The sequence below is a fragment of the Bacterioplanoides sp. SCSIO 12839 genome, from assembly GCF_024397975.1.
Classification (GTDB): Bacteria; Pseudomonadota; Gammaproteobacteria; order Pseudomonadales; family Oceanobacteraceae; genus Bacterioplanoides.
Map to the genome: position 1 here is coordinate 2,494,214 of NZ_CP073745.1, position 17,790 is coordinate 2,512,003.

Genomic DNA, 17,790 nt, shown 5'->3' on the forward strand with positions numbered 1-17,790 from the left:
TTTATTAAATGGCCAGGCCTGAAAATTAAAGTGGTATCGGTTCTACACGCAGATAACTACCGGGCTGAACCACCAGCCCATCAACATCAATGCGTCCGGTTTGCCCTTGATAGGTGGAACCATCTCCCATACGAATGGCGTTGATGTGCGCCTCTCCCTCCAGGCTTTCAACCGTAAAGTGCAGGCCTTTTGGCGTGATATCCAATAACGTTTCTGACGAGAACTCACCCAGTACAACCTCGGCTGTCAGGCGTGCATCAGAGGACTCTTCATCACGATAAGTGAAATCAAATTCGGTGCCTGCCGTAATGGCTGTATCCAGGCGAACCCCCTGAGAGCCCGCACCCGGCAATGCCCATACAGAGGCGGTTATGGCGCCACCGTTTAAATCAAGGTTTTCAATAGCAAATGAACCGAGGCTGTCAGAACGACCAGTGATGCCATCGTCCTGGCTGAAAATAATGGCACCAATGGTGAGATCAATATCCGAGATACCAGTCAGCGTTGCACTGATTCCTCTGGCAAAGTCTGATTCGCTGCCCACCAGCTCCAGCTGATAATTAATTTCACCATTGGTTTTTAAATTGACGTTTTCAAAATTCAGTCGGTTTGCATCCGTGCGGTAAAAAGCCGTGCCTATGGTTAAGTCTGATAAAAATTCACCGGCAATCCCCTCGGCGCTGTCATTGGCACGAACGGTGAAATACCCTTGGTTCACAACCACATCACCATAGCCCACATCACCAAAAGACTGGTCATTCAACAGTGGATTACCATCACGATCGGATAGTTTCAGATCATTAAATTCCAGCGTGCCGCGGGTTTCACCAAACTCTATTTTTAACGTGTCATCCACTGCCGTGAAGAAAAACTCACTCTGGAACGGGCGATTAGAAGAATCCGGTTTAAAAGCAATATTACTGGTTAACAACAAATCATCTTCGATATAACGAAAATCAATGCCGCTGCCATCGGCCATCAAAGCACGGCTACGAATTTTAACCGGCGATTCATTAACAACCGTCGTTTCCAGAAAGCTACCCGGTGCAAAACGCCAACGGTTTAACCCCAAAGCACCAATAGAACGACCACTGAACTCGATAGAGCCAACCGTGAAATTGACCGCACCAATATCCGCCGCACGGATGGTCAGGTCACCATCTTCGGATATATCAATGGTGGTCGTTACCGAACCTGGCCCTAATAAATTACCGGCATCATCAATTTCAATAATTTGCAGGCCAATATTCTGCAACGATAAAAACTCATCATCAGAGTCGTCTTCATTTTCTTCGGTATAGGTCACAGAACCGATGGTTAATACCGTGCCGTCATTTTCCTCAACTTGAGTTTCTATCGTCAGACCTGACTGACCATAAACCGACGCCATATCCGAGTCATCGATCGCCTGCAAAGCATTGACGGAGAAGGACACGAACAAAACAGGAGTGAACCAGAATGTTTTCATCAGTGCCCCTCCACCTGTAAATAGCTGTTATTCGTCAGGTTGATCTGAGCGTCAAAGGTGCCGAGCGTTGGTGTCGTGGCAATATCACGATCCGTACGACGAAACTTCACATCATTCACTAACACGTGTGCAGAAAGGCCCGCATCCGCTTGTGCCGGATCAAAATCAACCACCAGCCCCCGTTCTCCATCGACATTGACACGAGCACCTTTAACCGTCATATCATCAAGCAATACAAACGATGCAGAGCCTTCATAAATTGCCGCATCGGAGACAGCACCACTGGCAACATCCACTTCACCATCGATATACACATAATCAACGGCACTGCGATTTGCCAGCACCGCATCCATCTCAATGCCACTTTCATTTTGGCCTTTGGCATTTTTAAGCAACAGATAGCTGCCCGGTTTTATATCAATATTGCGATAAGCCACACTGTTCAGAATGGCATCGCCGAGGCGAGCGTTATAAACGTTGATATCGCCGCCATTGGTCTCGGGAATACCAATGCGTAATCCATCATCGACAATATCCAGCGTAATATTATTCAGTTCTAAACCGTCTTTACCTGAGTTGGACTGGAAGCTCACGGTACTGGTCAGCCGGGCACCGGGATTGCTGCCATTACCATCAGGATCTTCAAAATAGGTATCAAACGAGAGACTGTTTGGCAGGCTGACATTAAACGTCATGCCACTGGTACCACCCACATCATCATTCGGGCCGGAAGCGACATCGGCACCGCCACCGTATAGCTCGATCCGGAATGAATCCGATGCTAAACCGCCATTTTCGGTACCAATACGAAAGTTATTCTGCCCATAAGAGCCAATAGAAACGCCGTTAATCTCAATTTTGCCGATATCAACATCAAGCGCCATGTCCCTGTTTTCTAATACCAGCCCGGTCTCACCCGCGGCATTCGTTGCAACAGACAAGTCAATAACAATGGGGCGGTTGGTGGGGGTGGCAACACGAATCGGGCTTAAACGAATGGTCCCGGCATTCTGACTGGCATTGTCTTCATTACGATCGGTACGGTAATAACCATCGTCATCGGTGTAAGTAATGGCATTGATGCTGGTATCAAATTCAGAAGTCAGGCGAATACCCTGAGCCTGCGCCTGACCCGTAACGGCCGACATTGCAGAATCATCCAAGGCTTCAAGCGCCTGGGTAGCGCTGGCACACGATAACAGGCCCAACAGACCCAGATAGCATTTTGCTGCCATCTCCTAACTCCCTGTTCTTATAATTTTTATTTGAACGGACGAATGAGAATACAGCGGCAGACGTTATCAGATTTGGAACAAGTGCACCAGAAAAAACAGAACGTCAGTACTACTAGGCATAATACAAAACTGATTTTTATTTATAAAAATCAGTCACTTAAGGAATTATTTAACAAATGTAAATTTTTCCTGCCATTTGTAATACCAATGAATGAACATGCACAAAAAAGCTCCAATCAATGGCGCTTTGTCGTATCAGAGGTATTGAATAAGAAAGACTGGCCATCAGCCCTGCGACAGCAGCTCACGCAAGTCCAAGATCGCGGCATTCGCCCGCGAGATATAAGACGCCATCACCAGAGAATGGTTAGCAAAAATACCAAAACCATCACCATTGAGAATAATTGGAGACCCAACACTTTCCTGAGTTGCTTCCAGTTCACGAATGATCTGACGCAGGCTTACCAGGGCATTTTTCTTCTGCAACACATCGCGGAAATCAACCTCGATGGCACGTAAAATATGCGCCAGAGCCCAGGCCGTTCCACGCGCTTCATAAAACACATCATCGATTTGTGTCCAGGGAGTTTTTACTTCCTGATCATAATCCGTTGGTGTGGACTGTGTCGCAGCAGCATCACCTGCCAGGTCAGTATTTAAACGACGTTTACCCACCGACGCACTCAAACGCTGGGATAAGCTACCCAGGCGGGTTTCCACATCAAACAACCACTGGCGCAGGTTATCGGCACGAGCATAGAACTGAGCGGTAGGTGTATTCGGATCAGACAAACGCGCCAGATAGTTTCCAAGTGCTTTTAAACCACGACGATATTCCGCTTCGGTAGACGGCACTGCCCAGCTGTTACTGTCAAAGTGAAGCTGAGGCTCAGCAATCGCCAGGTCTTTGTCTTCCGTTGATTGGCTTTGAGAACGGCTGAAGTCTTTGCGCAGCGCACGAGAAAAGTCGCGCACCTGCACCAACACGCCATATTCCCAGTTTGGAATATTATCTAACCACAAACCCGGAGGGAAAATGTCATTACTCAGATAACCGCCCTGCTTGTTTAATAAAGTGTCGGTCACCTTCATCAAGGTAGCAGTGGTGGTGAAGCCCGTTACCGTTTCAACGCCCATGGCTTCGGCCTGGGCCGCCGCATTGTCTTTTACTGCGAAGGTCTCTGGTTCATTACTCCAGAAAAAACCCAGAACCAGCGCCACCAGTAAATACACTACCAGCACAACCATAATACCACTGCGGGCAAAGCCGCCATCGGCCCACCAGTCCTGCGCACGTTCTTTCATATCCAACGCGCGATCTTTTAACTGACCACTCATCCTGCTTCCTTTAAAATTTTGTTTTTTATCAGATAGCTGCAAAGCCTACTCGTCATCCTTGCAGGCGACAAGGGTTGAGCGCGCAAAACTAAGGCGCTGTTGATCAGGGCTGATATACTCCTCGTTCTGTTATCAGTCCGGTATGACATGCAGCATGAGCCAGTCCAACACATCAACACCCTCATCACAGGCAGCAGCGCTGACCCACAGTGAGTTGACCCACCGCTACCAGCGCATTCTCGAATCCATGTCGGAAGGGGTATATGGTTTGAATGCGGCTGGTCATGCGACGTTTGTGAATCAAGCCGCTGAGCGTTTGACCGGATGGAATCAGGATGAAATCAAAGGCAAAAGTATCCATCAGTTCCATCACCATAGTCATGCCGATGGCAGCCATTATCCACAAACGGAATGTCCGATTTACCACACCCTGCAAACCGGAGAAACCGCGCACAGCGATCAGGAAGTATTCTGGCGCAAGGACGGCAGCTTCTTTCCGGTTGAATATTCCAGCACCGCGATCATTGATAACGGCGAAATCACCGGTGCCGTGGTGGTATTTAAAGACATCAGCGAACGTCTTGAACATCAACGCTCGCTGCAGGCCGCTCTCGCTCAGGTAGAGCAATTGCAACAAAAACTTCAGGCCGAAAACCGCTATTTGCACCAGGCACTGCGGGAACAACAAAATCACCGCGACCTGATCGGCCAAAGTGATGCCATGCTCTGCCTGCAACATGCCATTGAACAGGTTGCTCCCACCCCCAGTTGCGTGTTGATCCAGGGGGAAAGTGGTACCGGCAAAGAGCTGGTCGCGGAGTCATTACACCGCCTCAGTTCACGTGCTCAGCAACCGATGGTGAAAGTGAACTGCGGGGCCATCGCCGATACCCTGCTCGAAAGCGAATTATTCGGCCATGAACGAGGGGCCTTTACCAGCGCCCACCAGCGCCGTATTGGTCGCTTTGAACAAGCCGACGGCAGCACCCTGTTTCTGGATGAAGTCGCAGAGCTCAGCTCAGCGGCTCAGGTCAAACTGCTGCGGGTATTGCAGGAAGGTGAAATCCAGCGACTGGGCAGCAGTCAGACCATAAAAGTGGATGTGCGTGTGATCACCGCAACCCATCGCAACCTGGAACAAATGGTCGCCGACGGTGAGTTCCGTGCCGATTTGTATTTTCGTCTGAAAGTATTTCCGCTCACCATTGCCCCACTGCGTGACCGAAAAGCCGATATCCCTCTGTTGGTACGACACTTCCTACGCACTCTGGCGCAGAAACTGGGCAAACGAGAGCCGGAATTATCCCCTTCCACCCTCCAGGAACTGATGCATTACGATTGGCCGGGTAACGTTCGTGAGCTGGGCAATGTGATCGAACATGCACTGATTGTCAGCCAGCAACAGCTGATCATTCCGCCGCTGCAAAGTGCCAACCTGCATCCGGACCGGCAACAAAAACCCTTACCGATGGCCGATGCCGAACGTGAGCACATTTTGCGAGCACTGAAATACTGTGATGGCATTGTTGGTGGCAAACAGGGTGCGGCAGAACTCCTCAACCTTCCGGTATCAACGCTACGCTCACGCATGAAAAAACTGGAAATTCAGCTGAAGTAAAGCTTCCTCCTTTAGCGATACGCATCATCTTCTTTAACCCCCAAGTATCAATCATTAAAATGCGATATTTCGCCATAAGCGATATTTCGCATCCATATATCACACCAAGAGGTGTTTTTTGCCGATAAAAGCCCATGCCCATGGGATTTTAAATCTGGTACAGCAGTTGCCATAACGGTAGCAATTAGATTGCCGTATGAGAGAGCAACATGTCCGATGTATTCCACACAGATGTATCAGATGACCCAAACAGCGACGCCAATACAGCCGTCGACTGGCAGGCACGTCGCATTGATGCCATCGAAGTAACCCCGCACCGCGTGAAAACTATCGCCGGGCGCTTCCGCAACTGGCGTCGTGCCAGCACCTGGCCGCTATTATTATTTTTCTTCCTGACTCCCTGGCTTACCTGGGAAGGCAACCCCGCCATTCATTTCAACCTGGTGCAAAAAGAGTTTCACCTGTGGAGCTGGGTATTATGGCCGGAAGATCTGACCATCATCATCGGTATGTTAGTCGGCGGTGCCTTTGCTCTGTTTTTTGTCTCAATGTATGCTGGCAGACTCTGGTGTGGTTATGCCTGCCCACAAACCACCTGGACCTTTATGTTCATCTGGATTGAGGAAAAGCTGGAAGGCTCACGCAATAAACGCCGCAAGCTGGACCAGGGAAAAGGCAGCAGCAGCCAGAAACTGCGTCGCTTACTGAAGTTTGTCATCTGGGGGCTGTTATCACTGGCCACCGCCGTTACTGCTTTGGCGTATTTTTATCCGCTGGAAATCTGGCTGGCCGATTTAATGGCGGGTGATATTTCAATGATGGCACTGGCCTGGGTCATCATTATTGGCGGACTGACCTTTGTGAATGCGGGCTGGTTACGTGAAAAATTCTGCACCGATGCCTGCCCTTATTCGCGTTTCCAGTCGGTCATGTTTGATTCATACACCCGCACCGTGCGTTATGACGAAAAGCGCGGCGAACCACGCGGCCGTCGCAACCCTCATTCGACCACTGGTGACTGCATTAATTGTGATATGTGCGTCCACGTGTGTCCGACCAATATTGATATTCGTGATGGCTTACAAATCGCCTGTGTTGATTGTGGCGCCTGCGTTGATGCCTGTGATCGGGTGATGGATAAAATTGGTAAGCCACGCGGCCTGATTACTTACGAACCTGAAATGCAGCGCAGCAGTGGCCAACGCTGGCGTTTGTGGGGTTATGGTATGGCTGTCACCATTACTGCGGTATTAACGCTGGTATCGGTGCTGAATCATGATCCATTGAGCATCAGCATTCAGCGTGATCGCTTATCCTTGTATCAGCTCACACCCGACGACACTGTCAGCAACCGCTATATTCTCAGCCTGCACAACCGCACGGCAGAACAAATGACCGTCGATATACTGGATAACAAATTGCACTTAGCGCAGTTAGTGATTGGCCCGGGGGCTCGCGCCGGACAGGCAATTAACATTGAACGGGATTTATCGACGCCTTCCGGCAAGGTTAATCTGACACTGGCATTTGATGGCCAGCAACAAACCGTAGAAGTGAGTTACTCAAATCCTTTCGCTAATCAATTAGCAGCGAATTGAGCTCAAGGCACCCCGGAGTTTCTGGCTCCCACGCTCTGCGTGGGAGCCAAGCGTAGATTCTAATAACCGACCAACAAAGGAACAAACGCTACAATCATCAGCGCAATAAACATTGTCACCAGCGGCAGCAGAATTTTTTCATGCCGATACCAGAAGTTATGTCCTTCCTGTGATGCCAGTGCCACTTCCTGTTCCCCTACCACTTGTCGCGTCAGTAAATGATTTAACGCCACCGGCGGACTGAGATAACCCAGCTCAAATGCAACCAGTGTGACCATCCAGAAGTGCACCGGATGGATACCACTGTCATACGCAATGGTAGCGATGGTTGCACTGACCAGAATCACTGCACCATAAGGGTCCATCACCATGCCAACCACCACCAGAATGGCTACCAATAACGCCATCGCCAGCCAGGCGGATTCAAACGTGGTAGGCACCATATGCATCAGCTCAGCACGTTCAACCACACCACCGATACTGACGGAGAGGCCCATTAACATTAACAAAGCACCGATATGGCCGGTGGTTTCTGTAGTCGCTTCACGAATGGTTTTTTCCAATGAATCACGACCAGCAACCAGATCTGAAAAGCCTTTTTCACAGCGCTGCTCGAGATAATCAATGTTCATATTTTCTCGCGCCAGAATGCCTTTCTCCTGAACGGCACGCTCATACACCAGTACCACCAGTAATAAAACCGGCAAAATAATCGGCGCAGAAAATTCATCTAAATACGCATTTAATAAAAAGGCATACAACAATAAAGTGACGCCAATAATCACCACATACGGAATTAATGGCAGCAATGCTTGCTTAAATTCAGGCCAGGTATCGCCCGACCACTGTACTTTTAGTGACGTCTGGCTGGTTAACATCGCCATTAATGCAAACAACATGGTGGTCAGGAAAAAGACTTTCACACCCCAACCGAATAACTGATCGGTGGTTACCTCATTATTCAGTGCCGCAATAATAACAACCAATAAACACGGCCTTAATACCACACCCAGAGAACCTGACATCGCCGTCGCCGCCAGAGCCAACTGACGACGCGCACCGGCACGACGCAATTCGGCATAAATCAAGCCACCCACGGCAATGACAAAAATGCCCGAGGCACCGGTATAAGCAGTTGGAATCGCAGCCAAAGCAACCACCGCAACGGATAACAACTCGGGTGGTAATTTGAATGGACGAAACAGATTAAATACGACCTGAGCCAGCTGAGTGCGCTTCAGCAGCATACCAATCCAAACATACAGGCCAACGTTCAGGAATAACTGAGACAGCTCCATCATCTGCCCTAAATAAATCCCGATACCGGCACCGTGCCCGCTGGCAATAAAATAACCGCCGGAAATAATGCACATGGTGGCATACAAAGGCACCGACAACTGCGCTTTTAAAAAGCTGCCACCCGGCTTGGCTTCTTTTGGAATAAATAAAAACTGATAAAGGCTCAGCAATAAAATAAAGGCGAAACCAAAAATCCATAAATGATGCAGAATGCCGTGCTCGGTACTGACCGCAACGCCGGAAGAAAACGCCACATCACGGAAGCTGTAAACAGAATAAAACAGAATGGCCGAAGCCAATAATTGCGCCGCGGAAGACACGCGATAATCCATCACCGTTTCCATTGGCCTTAAAGCAATATGGTGGCGACGAAATAATGCGGTTAAACCACAGATCAAAACCAGCACCGCCAGCATAATACGCTGGGCGCTCATGCCGATTTCACCAAACTGAGCAACGCCTAGCTCAATGCTACGGAAAATTTCGACTCCCGGGGTGATACGCTCAATGGTTTCAGCATATTGCTGATGTTTGGTCTCACACTGCTGCTGCGCCGCCACCAGAGACTGACGCATGGCCTGCTCATCAACCGGTTCAGCATCAAACAGATCCCACTCGTCTTCTTCGGCTGCGGCCTCTGCAACCAGAGCGGCCAATTGTGCATCAATATCCATCTGAATATTGCAGCTGGGCTCTGTTGGATCAGAACGCAGCATAAAGTAGCCATCCCAGATGCTTTCACCCACCTGCAACAGCTGCGCATGAAGGGCATGACTGGTGTTGAGAATGACGACAAATACCAGCACAAGAAAGGCTGGCAAAGCGGCGAGCCATTCATAGGCACTGCGATTGCCTACGCGGATTGCCTGCTCCATAGTGAGAGTCCTGTAATGTTATTATTATGATCAGCCAGCCGGAAAGCTGGCTGATGCTATCCCCGGCGATTATTCGGGTTTTGGTTGTTATTCAAGTTTTTCGACGCACTCAGCATTAGCCGGATTTTCCCGACAGCGCAGCTTACGCAGAATTTTCAGCATGGTTGGGTGATAGATGCCTTCTTCCCGTAATGCCAAACGAACATCACGCAGCATCAGATTGTATTTTTCGACATCCGCCGGATTCAGATCAACCCAATACTCTTCCGGAATTTCCTGAGTATCGCGCTGCACCAATTCAACCACCTTATCGTATGAACTCGCTACAAACTGGCGCGAGCTGATACCAAACTCCGGAGAGAAGCGCTCTTTATGAACCACAATCTGAAAATCCAGATAAGCCAGATTAAAACGCAGGATACCGCCATTCTCACCAATCCCCTTGTACAGCTCTAAAGGCTTGTAAGCGACTGCCGGGGCATAAGCCACATCCACACTGCCATTGTTAAACTTGCCGGAGAAATTAGCGGAATTAGACGGCACCATGGATGCCCCTACATGACGCACCAGTCGTTTTGACGGTTCATCGTAATCAATCGTGGCAACGCGCTTGCCGGACATTTCCTCAACACTATCCACCGTACGATCACGCAAGAACAAATAGATAGGCCCGGCAGGCATCAGGCCAACCACTTCATAACGACCTTCTGACATATATTTGGCGGCTTTTGGCGAGGCCAACATCTGTACCAGATTACGCATGACACTTTCGCTGGGAATCGCGCCAATGGCTTCAATGGTTGAAGCAAAGCGATTAAATGGACGAGCGCGGGCGCCCGTCATCACAACAGCATCACACTGGCCGGCTTTAAAATCATCAGAAGCAATTTTTTCGTCCGGATAGGCTCGCAGACTAAAATCATAACCCCAGGCCAGCGCTTCAGCGGCGTAGTCTTTTGCGGTGCCATACAAAGGGCCGTTCGCCCCCAGAGGATCAAACACACACAAAGTTCTTTTGTCGATAACCGACGGATTAACAGCCGAATGCGCAGCAAAACTGACGAACAGTGAGACCGTAAACCATGCCAGAAGATGAATAACACGCATGCTTATTCTCCCAGCAGATCATCAATATCCAGCGCAGGAGCCTGATTGCGCTGATCATCCCAGAAGGTGCCTAAACCATCGATGGGTGTACGGGAGCCGGTAGCCTCCGTCCATAAGCGATCAGAGATGGCCAGAATCTGGCGGTTGGCAATGATATCCATCATGCGGAAATCCGGATTACTTGGCGTGGTCTTAACAGAGGCAGCATGACGACGAATGGCATCACGCAATTGTTGTGGGTTATCAGCACCATCAGCCACGGTAACTTCAATGGCATGGGCCAGGCGAACACCGGACTCAGAAGCAATGCGACTGGCCTGATGCATTTCTTCCCAGGCGTCGGTGGCGTTCAGGTCATCAGCACTTGGCAGCATGATGCCAACGGCGGCATTAATCGCTTGAGGGACACCCCACCAACGCTCGTTGTCGATGCACTGAATACCACGAACAGACTTCATGGCGATATCTTTGGGTACACCCACCTGGCCCTGCGAGCGGACATCACTCATCACCGACTGGAAGCCAGCCAGAATACCCATCATCCAGAGCATTTCATCCTCTTCACTCAGATCCGGGCACTCGCCCCCCACATCCCCTTCTTCAACAAATTCCGCCAGCATATGCTGATAGGCTTTGTACTGGCGATTGGCAGCCAGAGCAAATTCACGTTTTTCGCGAATTCGTGCATCTTTCGCTTCACTGATATTTTGTGCATTAAACGCACGCAGGTAAGCCAGAGCATGTTCTCGCGCACGCTCTTCAGCACACGCACCTGCCATCATATGCATCGCAATGGCCTGACGATCCGGCGTGTACGCGACTTCGCTAAAAGACATTAACGCGCCGGTCATACCCTCAGACAGAGCACAGGCCATTTGCGGGTCATCCGCTTTCAGGCTGTAAGGAATGGCGTAATCTTCAGCATAATCATAAGCAAACCAACCCGTGGTTTTATAAATCATGCTACAGCCAGATGAAATAATAAGAGCGAGCGAAAGCAGCGTAAAACGCATCAGAGTGAACATGCGGACCCCAGTTTTGATGAGTATTTGTTGTTATTGTTTCGGGGACCAAACGCCCCGGATCAGGTCATTTTGAGCCTGATTTCTACAGGCAGAGTCTACCTGAAACCAAACCAGCTTCAACTGACCAATCTAACTCAAGCTTGCGAGGGTATGACCAATGAGGCCAAATAAAAAGGTGGATATCTGCCAAAGCAGCACCACCCATTGCTTATTCTGCCATCAGAAAGTGCGATAAGAGCCCTTTTACCTGCTCCATTCCGCCGTTTAAAACAGCACGAATTTGCTCCATGGTAATTTCCCCTTCAGCCTTGCCTGCCGCTGGATTCACCACTAAACAAATGCTGGCATATGGAATACCTAACTCACGCGCCAAAGCAGCTTCTGGCATGCCCGTCATCCCCACCAGGTCACAGCCATCCCTTTCCATACGAGAGATTTCAGCGATGGTTTCCAGCCTTGGCCCCTGGGTTGCACCATACACACCAGCACCTGAAACCAAAAAGCCGGCGGCTGTCGCTTCACTCAATAACTTCTGGCGTAATACTTCGTCATAAGGAAAAGTCAGATCCACATGATCCAATGGCATAAACTCACCATCAAAATACGTGCTTTCACGACCCCAGGTGTAATCAATCACCTGATGCGGCACGGCAATATGACCAGACACCATCGCCTCTGTTATACCGCCTACGGCGTTCACGGCAATAATGGCATCCACACCACATTGCTGCAGAGCCAGCAGATTTGCGCGGTAATTAATTTTATGTGGAGGTACAGAATGTGGATGGCCGTGACGGGCGAGAAAAATAACCTCATTGCCATGCCACTTGCCCTCGGTCAGCAGTCCGGATGTCATGCCCAGTGGAGTTTCCACCGCCTGTTCTGAAATAACGTCAAGCTCTGGCAACTGAGTCAGGCCGGTGCCACCAATAATGGCTGTTTTTTTTGCTTTCATATTAATTTAATAAATCGTTAATGCGCTGTTGAATCTGCACACGCCGCTGCTGACAGTTGTCATCAATCTCGATGGCTGGCGGAATCAACGACGATAAATCGAGTGCTGTTAATTGTGGGTTTTTCTGCCTCGCCTGACGTACCGCAGCAACCACCTCAACCGCTGCGTCACGATGATTACAAGCCAGCAATGCATTACAGCCTGCTGCGATGGCTTTATCACTGCGCTCACTGTAACTGCCCGCCGCAGCGGCGCCAGCCATGGATAAATCATCACTGAAAATAACACCCGAAAAGGCCAGCTGCTGACGTAAAATTTGCTGCAGCCAAACCTCAGAAAAACCGGCCGTGGTTGTGTCATCGACACTGGGATACAACACATGGGCAGGCATCACACCGGCAAGCTTGTGTTGCGCCATCAGTCGGGCAAACGGTTGTATGTCGTACTGAATTTGCTCAAGTGTTCGTTCATCAACCGGCAAGTCCAGATGAGAATCCGCTTCCACAGCACCATGGCCCGGAAAATGTTTCCCCACCGCTGCCATCTGCAACGACTGCATTCCAGCGATAAATGCTCCGGCTAACTCAGCGACGGCATTGGCATCGTGGCCAAAAGCGCGATCACCGATAACACGAGAGCAATCCCGCTCAATATCCAGTACCGGCGCAAAACTCAGGTGTACGCCCTGCTCAATTAATTCCAGCGCCATTAACCAACCAAGATCCTCGGCCAGACCCAGAGCTTGGGAGGTGTCTTTTCGATAAACCACTTCCAGCGATAACATAGCAGGCAGACGGGTAAACCCTTGGCGAAAACGCTGTACACGCCCCCCTTCCTGATCGACACAAATCAGCAAATCTGACCGTAAATCATGAATCGATTGAGTGAGCTGTTTAAGTTGTGCCGGGCTTTCATAATTACGACTGAAAAGAATGAGTCCGGCAATTTCCGGCTGCAATAAAAACTCGCGATCCGAAGCCGTTAATTCTGTGCCAGCAATATCAGCGATAACACCCACATGATGGTGAAAATTTACAGGTTCTTGCATGGAATTCTCGAAAAACTATGTGGCTGTATCCAGACTTCGGTGCCTGGTTCAATCAGATCAAACAGCTCAATCACATCCTCGTTGCGCATCCGGATACAGCCGTGTGACAACGCTTGCCCCATAGGCTCAGAGTCCGGTGTGCCGTGTATATAAATATAACGCCGCATGGTATCGACATTACCCATGCGATTACGACCGACTTCCAGACCTTGCAACCACAGAATACGGCTGAGAATCCAATCACGCCCGGGCTCAGCTTTTGCCAGGCTATCAGAATAAATTTCGCCAGTTGGACGACGGCCAATGAACACCGCATTTTCAGGTTGGCCGGCACCAATTTTGGCGGCAATACGGTGCCACCCCTGTGGTGTTTTGCCTGAGCCAGATAGCTCACCAATACCATTAATGGCGGTGGAAACAGAATATAGATGGCAGATCCCTGCCGTGGAAATCCGTAATGCCTGATCAGCAATGGATATTTCGATCAGATTGTTGGTCATGAACTCAGCTACAGCTCTGATATTACTAAAGCAGGAAGCTTATCAAAGCTGCCGATGGTTCGGTACTGCTGAGTGTTTTCATAAAACGCGCGACTGACGCCGATGCCTGAAACAAGCTATGCCTGAAACAAACTGCATCCAAACAACTTATGCCTGGAAGCCAGCCCCCAGGAATGGAATTAATTTATTAAAGACACCACTGATATCGGCATCAATGCCAAATTCATGCTCGGCCATTGCAATTAACGCATCGGCACCCGACAAGGTGAACACAGTGGCACCCAACATAAAATGGATACGCCAGAAGCGATCTTCGTTGCTTAATTGGGGGGACGCAGCAGTGACCAATACCATGTAACGATTAAATACGGTGCCATATTCTTGCTTGAGAAACTTACGCACGTGACCCTGCCCCTGATTGTACGCCAACCCGAGCAAACGCATAAAAATACCCAGACGATGACGGTGGTCGTCGTCCAGTTCGGTTTTATTTTCACTCTGCAGGGCGGTAGCCGGCAACATCATCAGCACCGCATTGAGATCCGGTGTTTCTCCACCCAATTGCTGTTCAAACTGATCCAGCGTTTCTTCCAACTGTTGGCAGAAGGTATTCAGAAAGCGGGCAAAAACTGCCTGAATCAGCTCCTTCTTAGAGCCGAAATGATAGTTGACGGCCGCCAGGTTGACTCCGGCCTTGGTGGTGATATTGCGTAAGGAGGTCTCGGCAAATCCTTTTTCTGAAAACAGTTCCTCTGCAGCATTCAGAATGGCTTTGGCCGTCTCTTTGTTCGCCATAACGGCAAGCTCCTCAGCATTTAACGATAGTTACAAAACAAGTGTTTCAAACATACGTTTAAAACAGCTGAAAGGCAAGTACTGCCAACTACCATCAGTATTTCTCCGAATTAGCTGGCAGCTAACACACGAGGTCAACACCCAGCACACTCGACGGCCACTACAATTTTTTATACAGGGGTTTACACAGTATAAAATACTGTATACATTTACAGTCACTGTATGGATTACCAGTTTGGATAAATATCATGATCAAGCTGACCGCGCGTCAACAACAGGTTCTCGATTGTATTAAAGCATCATTGGAAGAGACTGGCTTTCCGCCCACTCGTGCCGAGATTGCTAACGAATTAGGATTCCGTTCTCCTAACGCAGCAGAAGAACATCTGAAAGCACTGGCACGCAAAGGCGCCATCGAGATGATGGCGGGTGCTTCACGTGGTATTCGCATTGTTGAAGCAAGCAACCCTGGGTTACCCATTGTTGGCCGTGTTGCTGCTGGCGAGCCAATCCTGGCCCAGGAGCACATCGAAGATTATTGCGAAATTCCGCCAAGCTTCTTTAAACCTCAAGCGGATTATCTGCTTGAAGTTCATGGCGACTCGATGATGGAAATGGGCATTCTGGACGGTGATTATATTGCGGTGCATCGCATGGACACCGCACGTAATGGTGAGGTTGTGGTAGCACGAGTTGATAATGAAGTGACCGTTAAGCGTTATGAGAAAAAGCGCAACAAAGTCACTCTCTTCCCGGAAAACAAAGACTACAGCCCTATTGAGGTCGACCTGAAAGAAGCCGACTTCGCCATCGAAGGTTTGTATGTTGGTGTTCTGCGCCGCAACTAATTTTTAATCGTCAATTTTATTCATTGTTTTCAGCACTCAGGGTGAAGTTATGCGTCAGTTAACTCTCGGAATGGAACCACTTGGTATGGAACAAGGCGGTCTGACTCTCAGCAGTTCGGCCTTACGTCAGCCACGTGTGATCAGTGGTAGCCTGACAGAGATGATTTTAAGTGAAGGCAGCGCCATTCAACCGATGCACTTATTACCTTTGCTGGCCCAATGTTCGGCACAACAACGCTGGTTGATGTGGCTGAGCCCTGAAATGCCAATGAATAAACACTATCTTGATAGCCTCGGGCTACAGGACTCTCCGGTGATTCATCTGGATGTTTGCCAGGATACACAGGCAATTTTAGTTGAGAAGGCACTGGAAGCCGCCAACAGCCATCTGATTATTGAATGGCAGGGGAAGCTTGAAGAAACACAACGCCAGGACATTGAACAACGCGCCAACCTGTCAGGCAGCCACGTTATTCTGATTCAACGCCGTTAATACAGAAACCCGATAACAAACCAACAAAAAAGGCCTTGTGGGTCTATTCACGAAAGAATGACGCTCACAAGGCCTTTTTATTAATCAGATAAACAATTAGTGCAGCTGATTATGATATTCCGGCTGAGCAAAATCATCGCGCTCAACTTCCATACCGGATAACTCACCCACTTTGCGGACGCCCGCCTCAATCATTACACGTGCGATATCCATATGATGAGCCTGCAAACTCGCTTTGGCATCATCAGAAAAATGAATACTGACCAGTGCATCGCCTTCTTGCTCGTCTGCACGACGCAACGCAATGTCACCGTTTGATAACTCTACAATTTCAAAAAAGCGTGCCATAACCGCCTCTCGTTTTCGGGCGCGAGAGTGTAACACAGCAGTCATCTAATAGGAGGGAAATTCACAAGAAAATCTACGTTTTTAACGTGTCACTGATGACTCAAAACAGCACTGAAAAATACGCTTCAATGCCTGTTAAAACCATAGTTTTTCAGTGGTTTAACTTTCCTGACGATTTTCTCTTTGCAGATCAATCAGTTGCGATAATTGATGATGCCATTGCCCGATATTGGTGGTATGCGATGACGTACTGGCGTCAACCAGATTAATCATTCCGGGTTGTGAGACGCGGCTGATCTGAGGTTCAAGTGCATCGGCACGTCCAATCGCATCACAGGCCGTCAACATGGCACGAAGCCATGAAAAGCTGTCGTTTTCGAGATGCTCAAACTCTCGCATTTCGCCGGTAATCAAAGGTGTCTGCGATAACAGATCGGCCAGTGAAGAGAATGGCTGTCTGAAAGTCGCCAACTCAGCTAACTCATGCAGGTAAGAAAGGTAAGCATCTCTTAACAGGTACAAAGCACTGTCCTGCAGTGCTTGTTGCAGCACGGCAGGTTCAGTTGTATCAGCAGCTTGCTGCATAAGCAGCTGACTCTGATACAGCTTATGATTGGTAAAGCTTAACCAGCTTGCCATAAGGTATTTGCTTCCCGAAATCAGAAATCCAGGCGCAAACCAACATGTGCGCCGTCACCTAATTCAAAACGATCACTCACGTCTTCAATTTTAATACCGGTGTAACGGTAACCCACATAAACACGAGCAGTAGGAATCAGGCTGTATTGCAGGCGCAGGTCTGCGTCAAAAATATTATCGGCATCTGAAAAAGAAATCACCGGAGGTGCATAATAACCGTAGCCAGCAACACTCACTTCAGGAACACCCGGCAGGCGATAACGGAAGAAACCACCCAGGCCAACACCACCGCCGCTTACGTCCGCATCGTCATCGGATGAAAAACCGTATAATTTACCACCAACACCGATGTATAAATCCGGATCTTCATTACGAACATCCACCACGTGCAGACCCACAGAACCAATATTGCCGTCATCGGTGTGATGCAGGAAATCAGCGCTGACATGCAGGCCAGAACCCACTTTGGTTGCATCATACGCAACACGAACCATTTCGTTGGCAATACTCAGGTCCAGAGAACCGCCAGCATTAACGGTTGCTGAAGTTGCTACTAAAGAAGCCAGAGCCAGTTTTTTAAGCTGAGACATACTATTCCCCA

At 49.2% G+C, this 17,790-nt stretch carries 17 protein-coding genes; 4 read left to right on the plus strand and 13 right to left on the minus strand.

Going from position 1 to position 17,790, the window contains the following annotated elements; all coding sequences use genetic code 11:
* Positions 1-25 precede the first annotated feature (25 nt).
* The 3 genes from KFF03_RS11460 to KFF03_RS11470 form a co-directional block, all read right to left on the minus strand.
* Entirely contained in the window at positions 26-1,468 is a 1,443-nt protein-coding gene (locus KFF03_RS11460) for a DUF6160 family protein (RefSeq protein ID WP_255857056.1), read from the minus strand.
* Complete coding sequence (locus tag KFF03_RS11465) at positions 1,468-2,703, minus strand: DUF6160 family protein (RefSeq protein WP_255857057.1); 1,236 nt, start codon at positions 2,701-2,703, stop codon at positions 1,468-1,470. The genes KFF03_RS11460 and KFF03_RS11465 overlap by 1 nt, the downstream gene beginning before the upstream one ends.
* Before the next feature lie 285 nt (positions 2,704-2,988).
* Positions 2,989-4,041: a DUF2333 family protein gene (locus tag KFF03_RS11470; protein WP_370647410.1), complete on the minus strand. Its 1,053-nt coding sequence runs from the start codon at positions 4,039-4,041 to the stop codon at positions 2,989-2,991.
* A 154-nt stretch (positions 4,042-4,195) separates the two neighbouring features.
* On the opposite strand from KFF03_RS11470, the gene KFF03_RS11475 reads away from it, so the two are divergent.
* Both KFF03_RS11475 and ccoG read left to right on the plus strand, forming a co-directional pair.
* Positions 4,196-5,659 (plus strand): sigma-54-dependent Fis family transcriptional regulator, encoded by a 1,464-nt coding sequence (locus KFF03_RS11475; RefSeq protein WP_255857058.1) that lies wholly within the window; start codon positions 4,196-4,198, stop codon positions 5,657-5,659.
* A 209-nt stretch (positions 5,660-5,868) separates the two neighbouring features.
* Positions 5,869-7,257, plus strand: coding sequence for a cytochrome c oxidase accessory protein CcoG (ccoG, locus tag KFF03_RS11480; protein WP_255857059.1), 1,389 nt, complete (start codon positions 5,869-5,871; stop codon positions 7,255-7,257).
* Positions 7,258-7,316: 59 nt separating this feature from the next.
* On the opposite strand, the gene KFF03_RS11485 is transcribed toward ccoG, so the two are convergent.
* The 7 genes from KFF03_RS11485 to KFF03_RS11515 all read right to left on the minus strand — a co-directional run bounded on the left by KFF03_RS11485 (position 7,317) and on the right by KFF03_RS11515 (position 14,861).
* The gene (locus KFF03_RS11485; protein ID WP_255857060.1) at positions 7,317-9,431 is read right to left on the minus strand and encodes a TRAP transporter large permease subunit; all 2,115 of its coding nucleotides are present in this window, start codon (positions 9,429-9,431) and stop codon (positions 7,317-7,319) included.
* Positions 9,432-9,518: 87 nt separating this feature from the next.
* A complete protein-coding gene (locus KFF03_RS11490) occupies positions 9,519-10,538 on the minus strand; it encodes a putative solute-binding protein (RefSeq protein ID WP_255857061.1) in 1,020 nt (339 codons plus the stop codon).
* Between the two features lie 2 nt (positions 10,539-10,540).
* On the minus strand, positions 10,541-11,500 hold the full coding sequence (locus KFF03_RS11495) for a hypothetical protein (RefSeq protein WP_255857062.1): 960 nt from the start codon (positions 11,498-11,500) through the stop codon (positions 10,541-10,543).
* Positions 11,501-11,771: 271 nt separating this feature from the next.
* On the minus strand, positions 11,772-12,518 hold the full coding sequence (locus KFF03_RS11500) for an S-methyl-5'-thioinosine phosphorylase (RefSeq protein ID WP_255857063.1): 747 nt from the start codon (positions 12,516-12,518) through the stop codon (positions 11,772-11,774).
* Position 12,519: 1 nt separating this feature from the next.
* A complete protein-coding gene (gene nagZ / locus KFF03_RS11505; RefSeq protein WP_255857064.1) occupies positions 12,520-13,566 on the minus strand; it encodes a beta-N-acetylhexosaminidase in 1,047 nt (348 codons plus the stop codon).
* Complete coding sequence (locus KFF03_RS11510; RefSeq protein ID WP_255857065.1) at positions 13,551-14,066, minus strand: L,D-transpeptidase; 516 nt, start codon at positions 14,064-14,066, stop codon at positions 13,551-13,553. Before KFF03_RS11510 ends, nagZ begins: the two co-directional genes overlap by 16 nt.
* Positions 14,067-14,213: 147 nt before the next feature.
* Positions 14,214-14,861 carry a TetR/AcrR family transcriptional regulator gene (locus KFF03_RS11515; RefSeq protein WP_255857066.1) on the minus strand — a complete coding sequence of 216 codons (648 nt, stop codon included), beginning with the start codon at positions 14,859-14,861 and terminating at the stop codon, positions 14,214-14,216.
* Between the two features lie 248 nt (positions 14,862-15,109).
* On the opposite strand from KFF03_RS11515, the gene lexA reads away from it, so the two are divergent.
* Positions 15,110-15,709: a transcriptional repressor LexA gene (gene lexA, locus KFF03_RS11520; protein ID WP_255857067.1), complete on the plus strand. Its 600-nt coding sequence runs from the start codon at positions 15,110-15,112 to the stop codon at positions 15,707-15,709.
* Positions 15,710-15,758: 49 nt separating this feature from the next.
* Positions 15,759-16,202 (plus strand): SulA-like leucine-rich domain-containing protein, encoded by a 444-nt coding sequence (locus tag KFF03_RS11525; RefSeq protein ID WP_255857068.1) that lies wholly within the window; start codon positions 15,759-15,761, stop codon positions 16,200-16,202.
* Positions 16,203-16,298: 96 nt separating this feature from the next.
* Here KFF03_RS11525 and KFF03_RS11530 read toward each other — a convergent pair whose 3' ends face one another.
* From KFF03_RS11530 to KFF03_RS11540, 3 genes are all read right to left on the minus strand, one after another.
* Positions 16,299-16,550: a hypothetical protein gene (locus KFF03_RS11530; RefSeq protein ID WP_255857069.1), complete on the minus strand. Its 252-nt coding sequence runs from the start codon at positions 16,548-16,550 to the stop codon at positions 16,299-16,301.
* Between the two features lie 159 nt (positions 16,551-16,709).
* Positions 16,710-17,189, minus strand: coding sequence for a DUF6586 family protein (locus KFF03_RS11535; protein WP_255857070.1), 480 nt, complete (start codon positions 17,187-17,189; stop codon positions 16,710-16,712).
* A 20-nt stretch (positions 17,190-17,209) separates the two neighbouring features.
* Positions 17,210-17,779 (minus strand): YfaZ family outer membrane protein, encoded by a 570-nt coding sequence (locus KFF03_RS11540; RefSeq protein WP_255857071.1) that lies wholly within the window; start codon positions 17,777-17,779, stop codon positions 17,210-17,212.
* Positions 17,780-17,790: the final 11 nt, after the last annotated feature.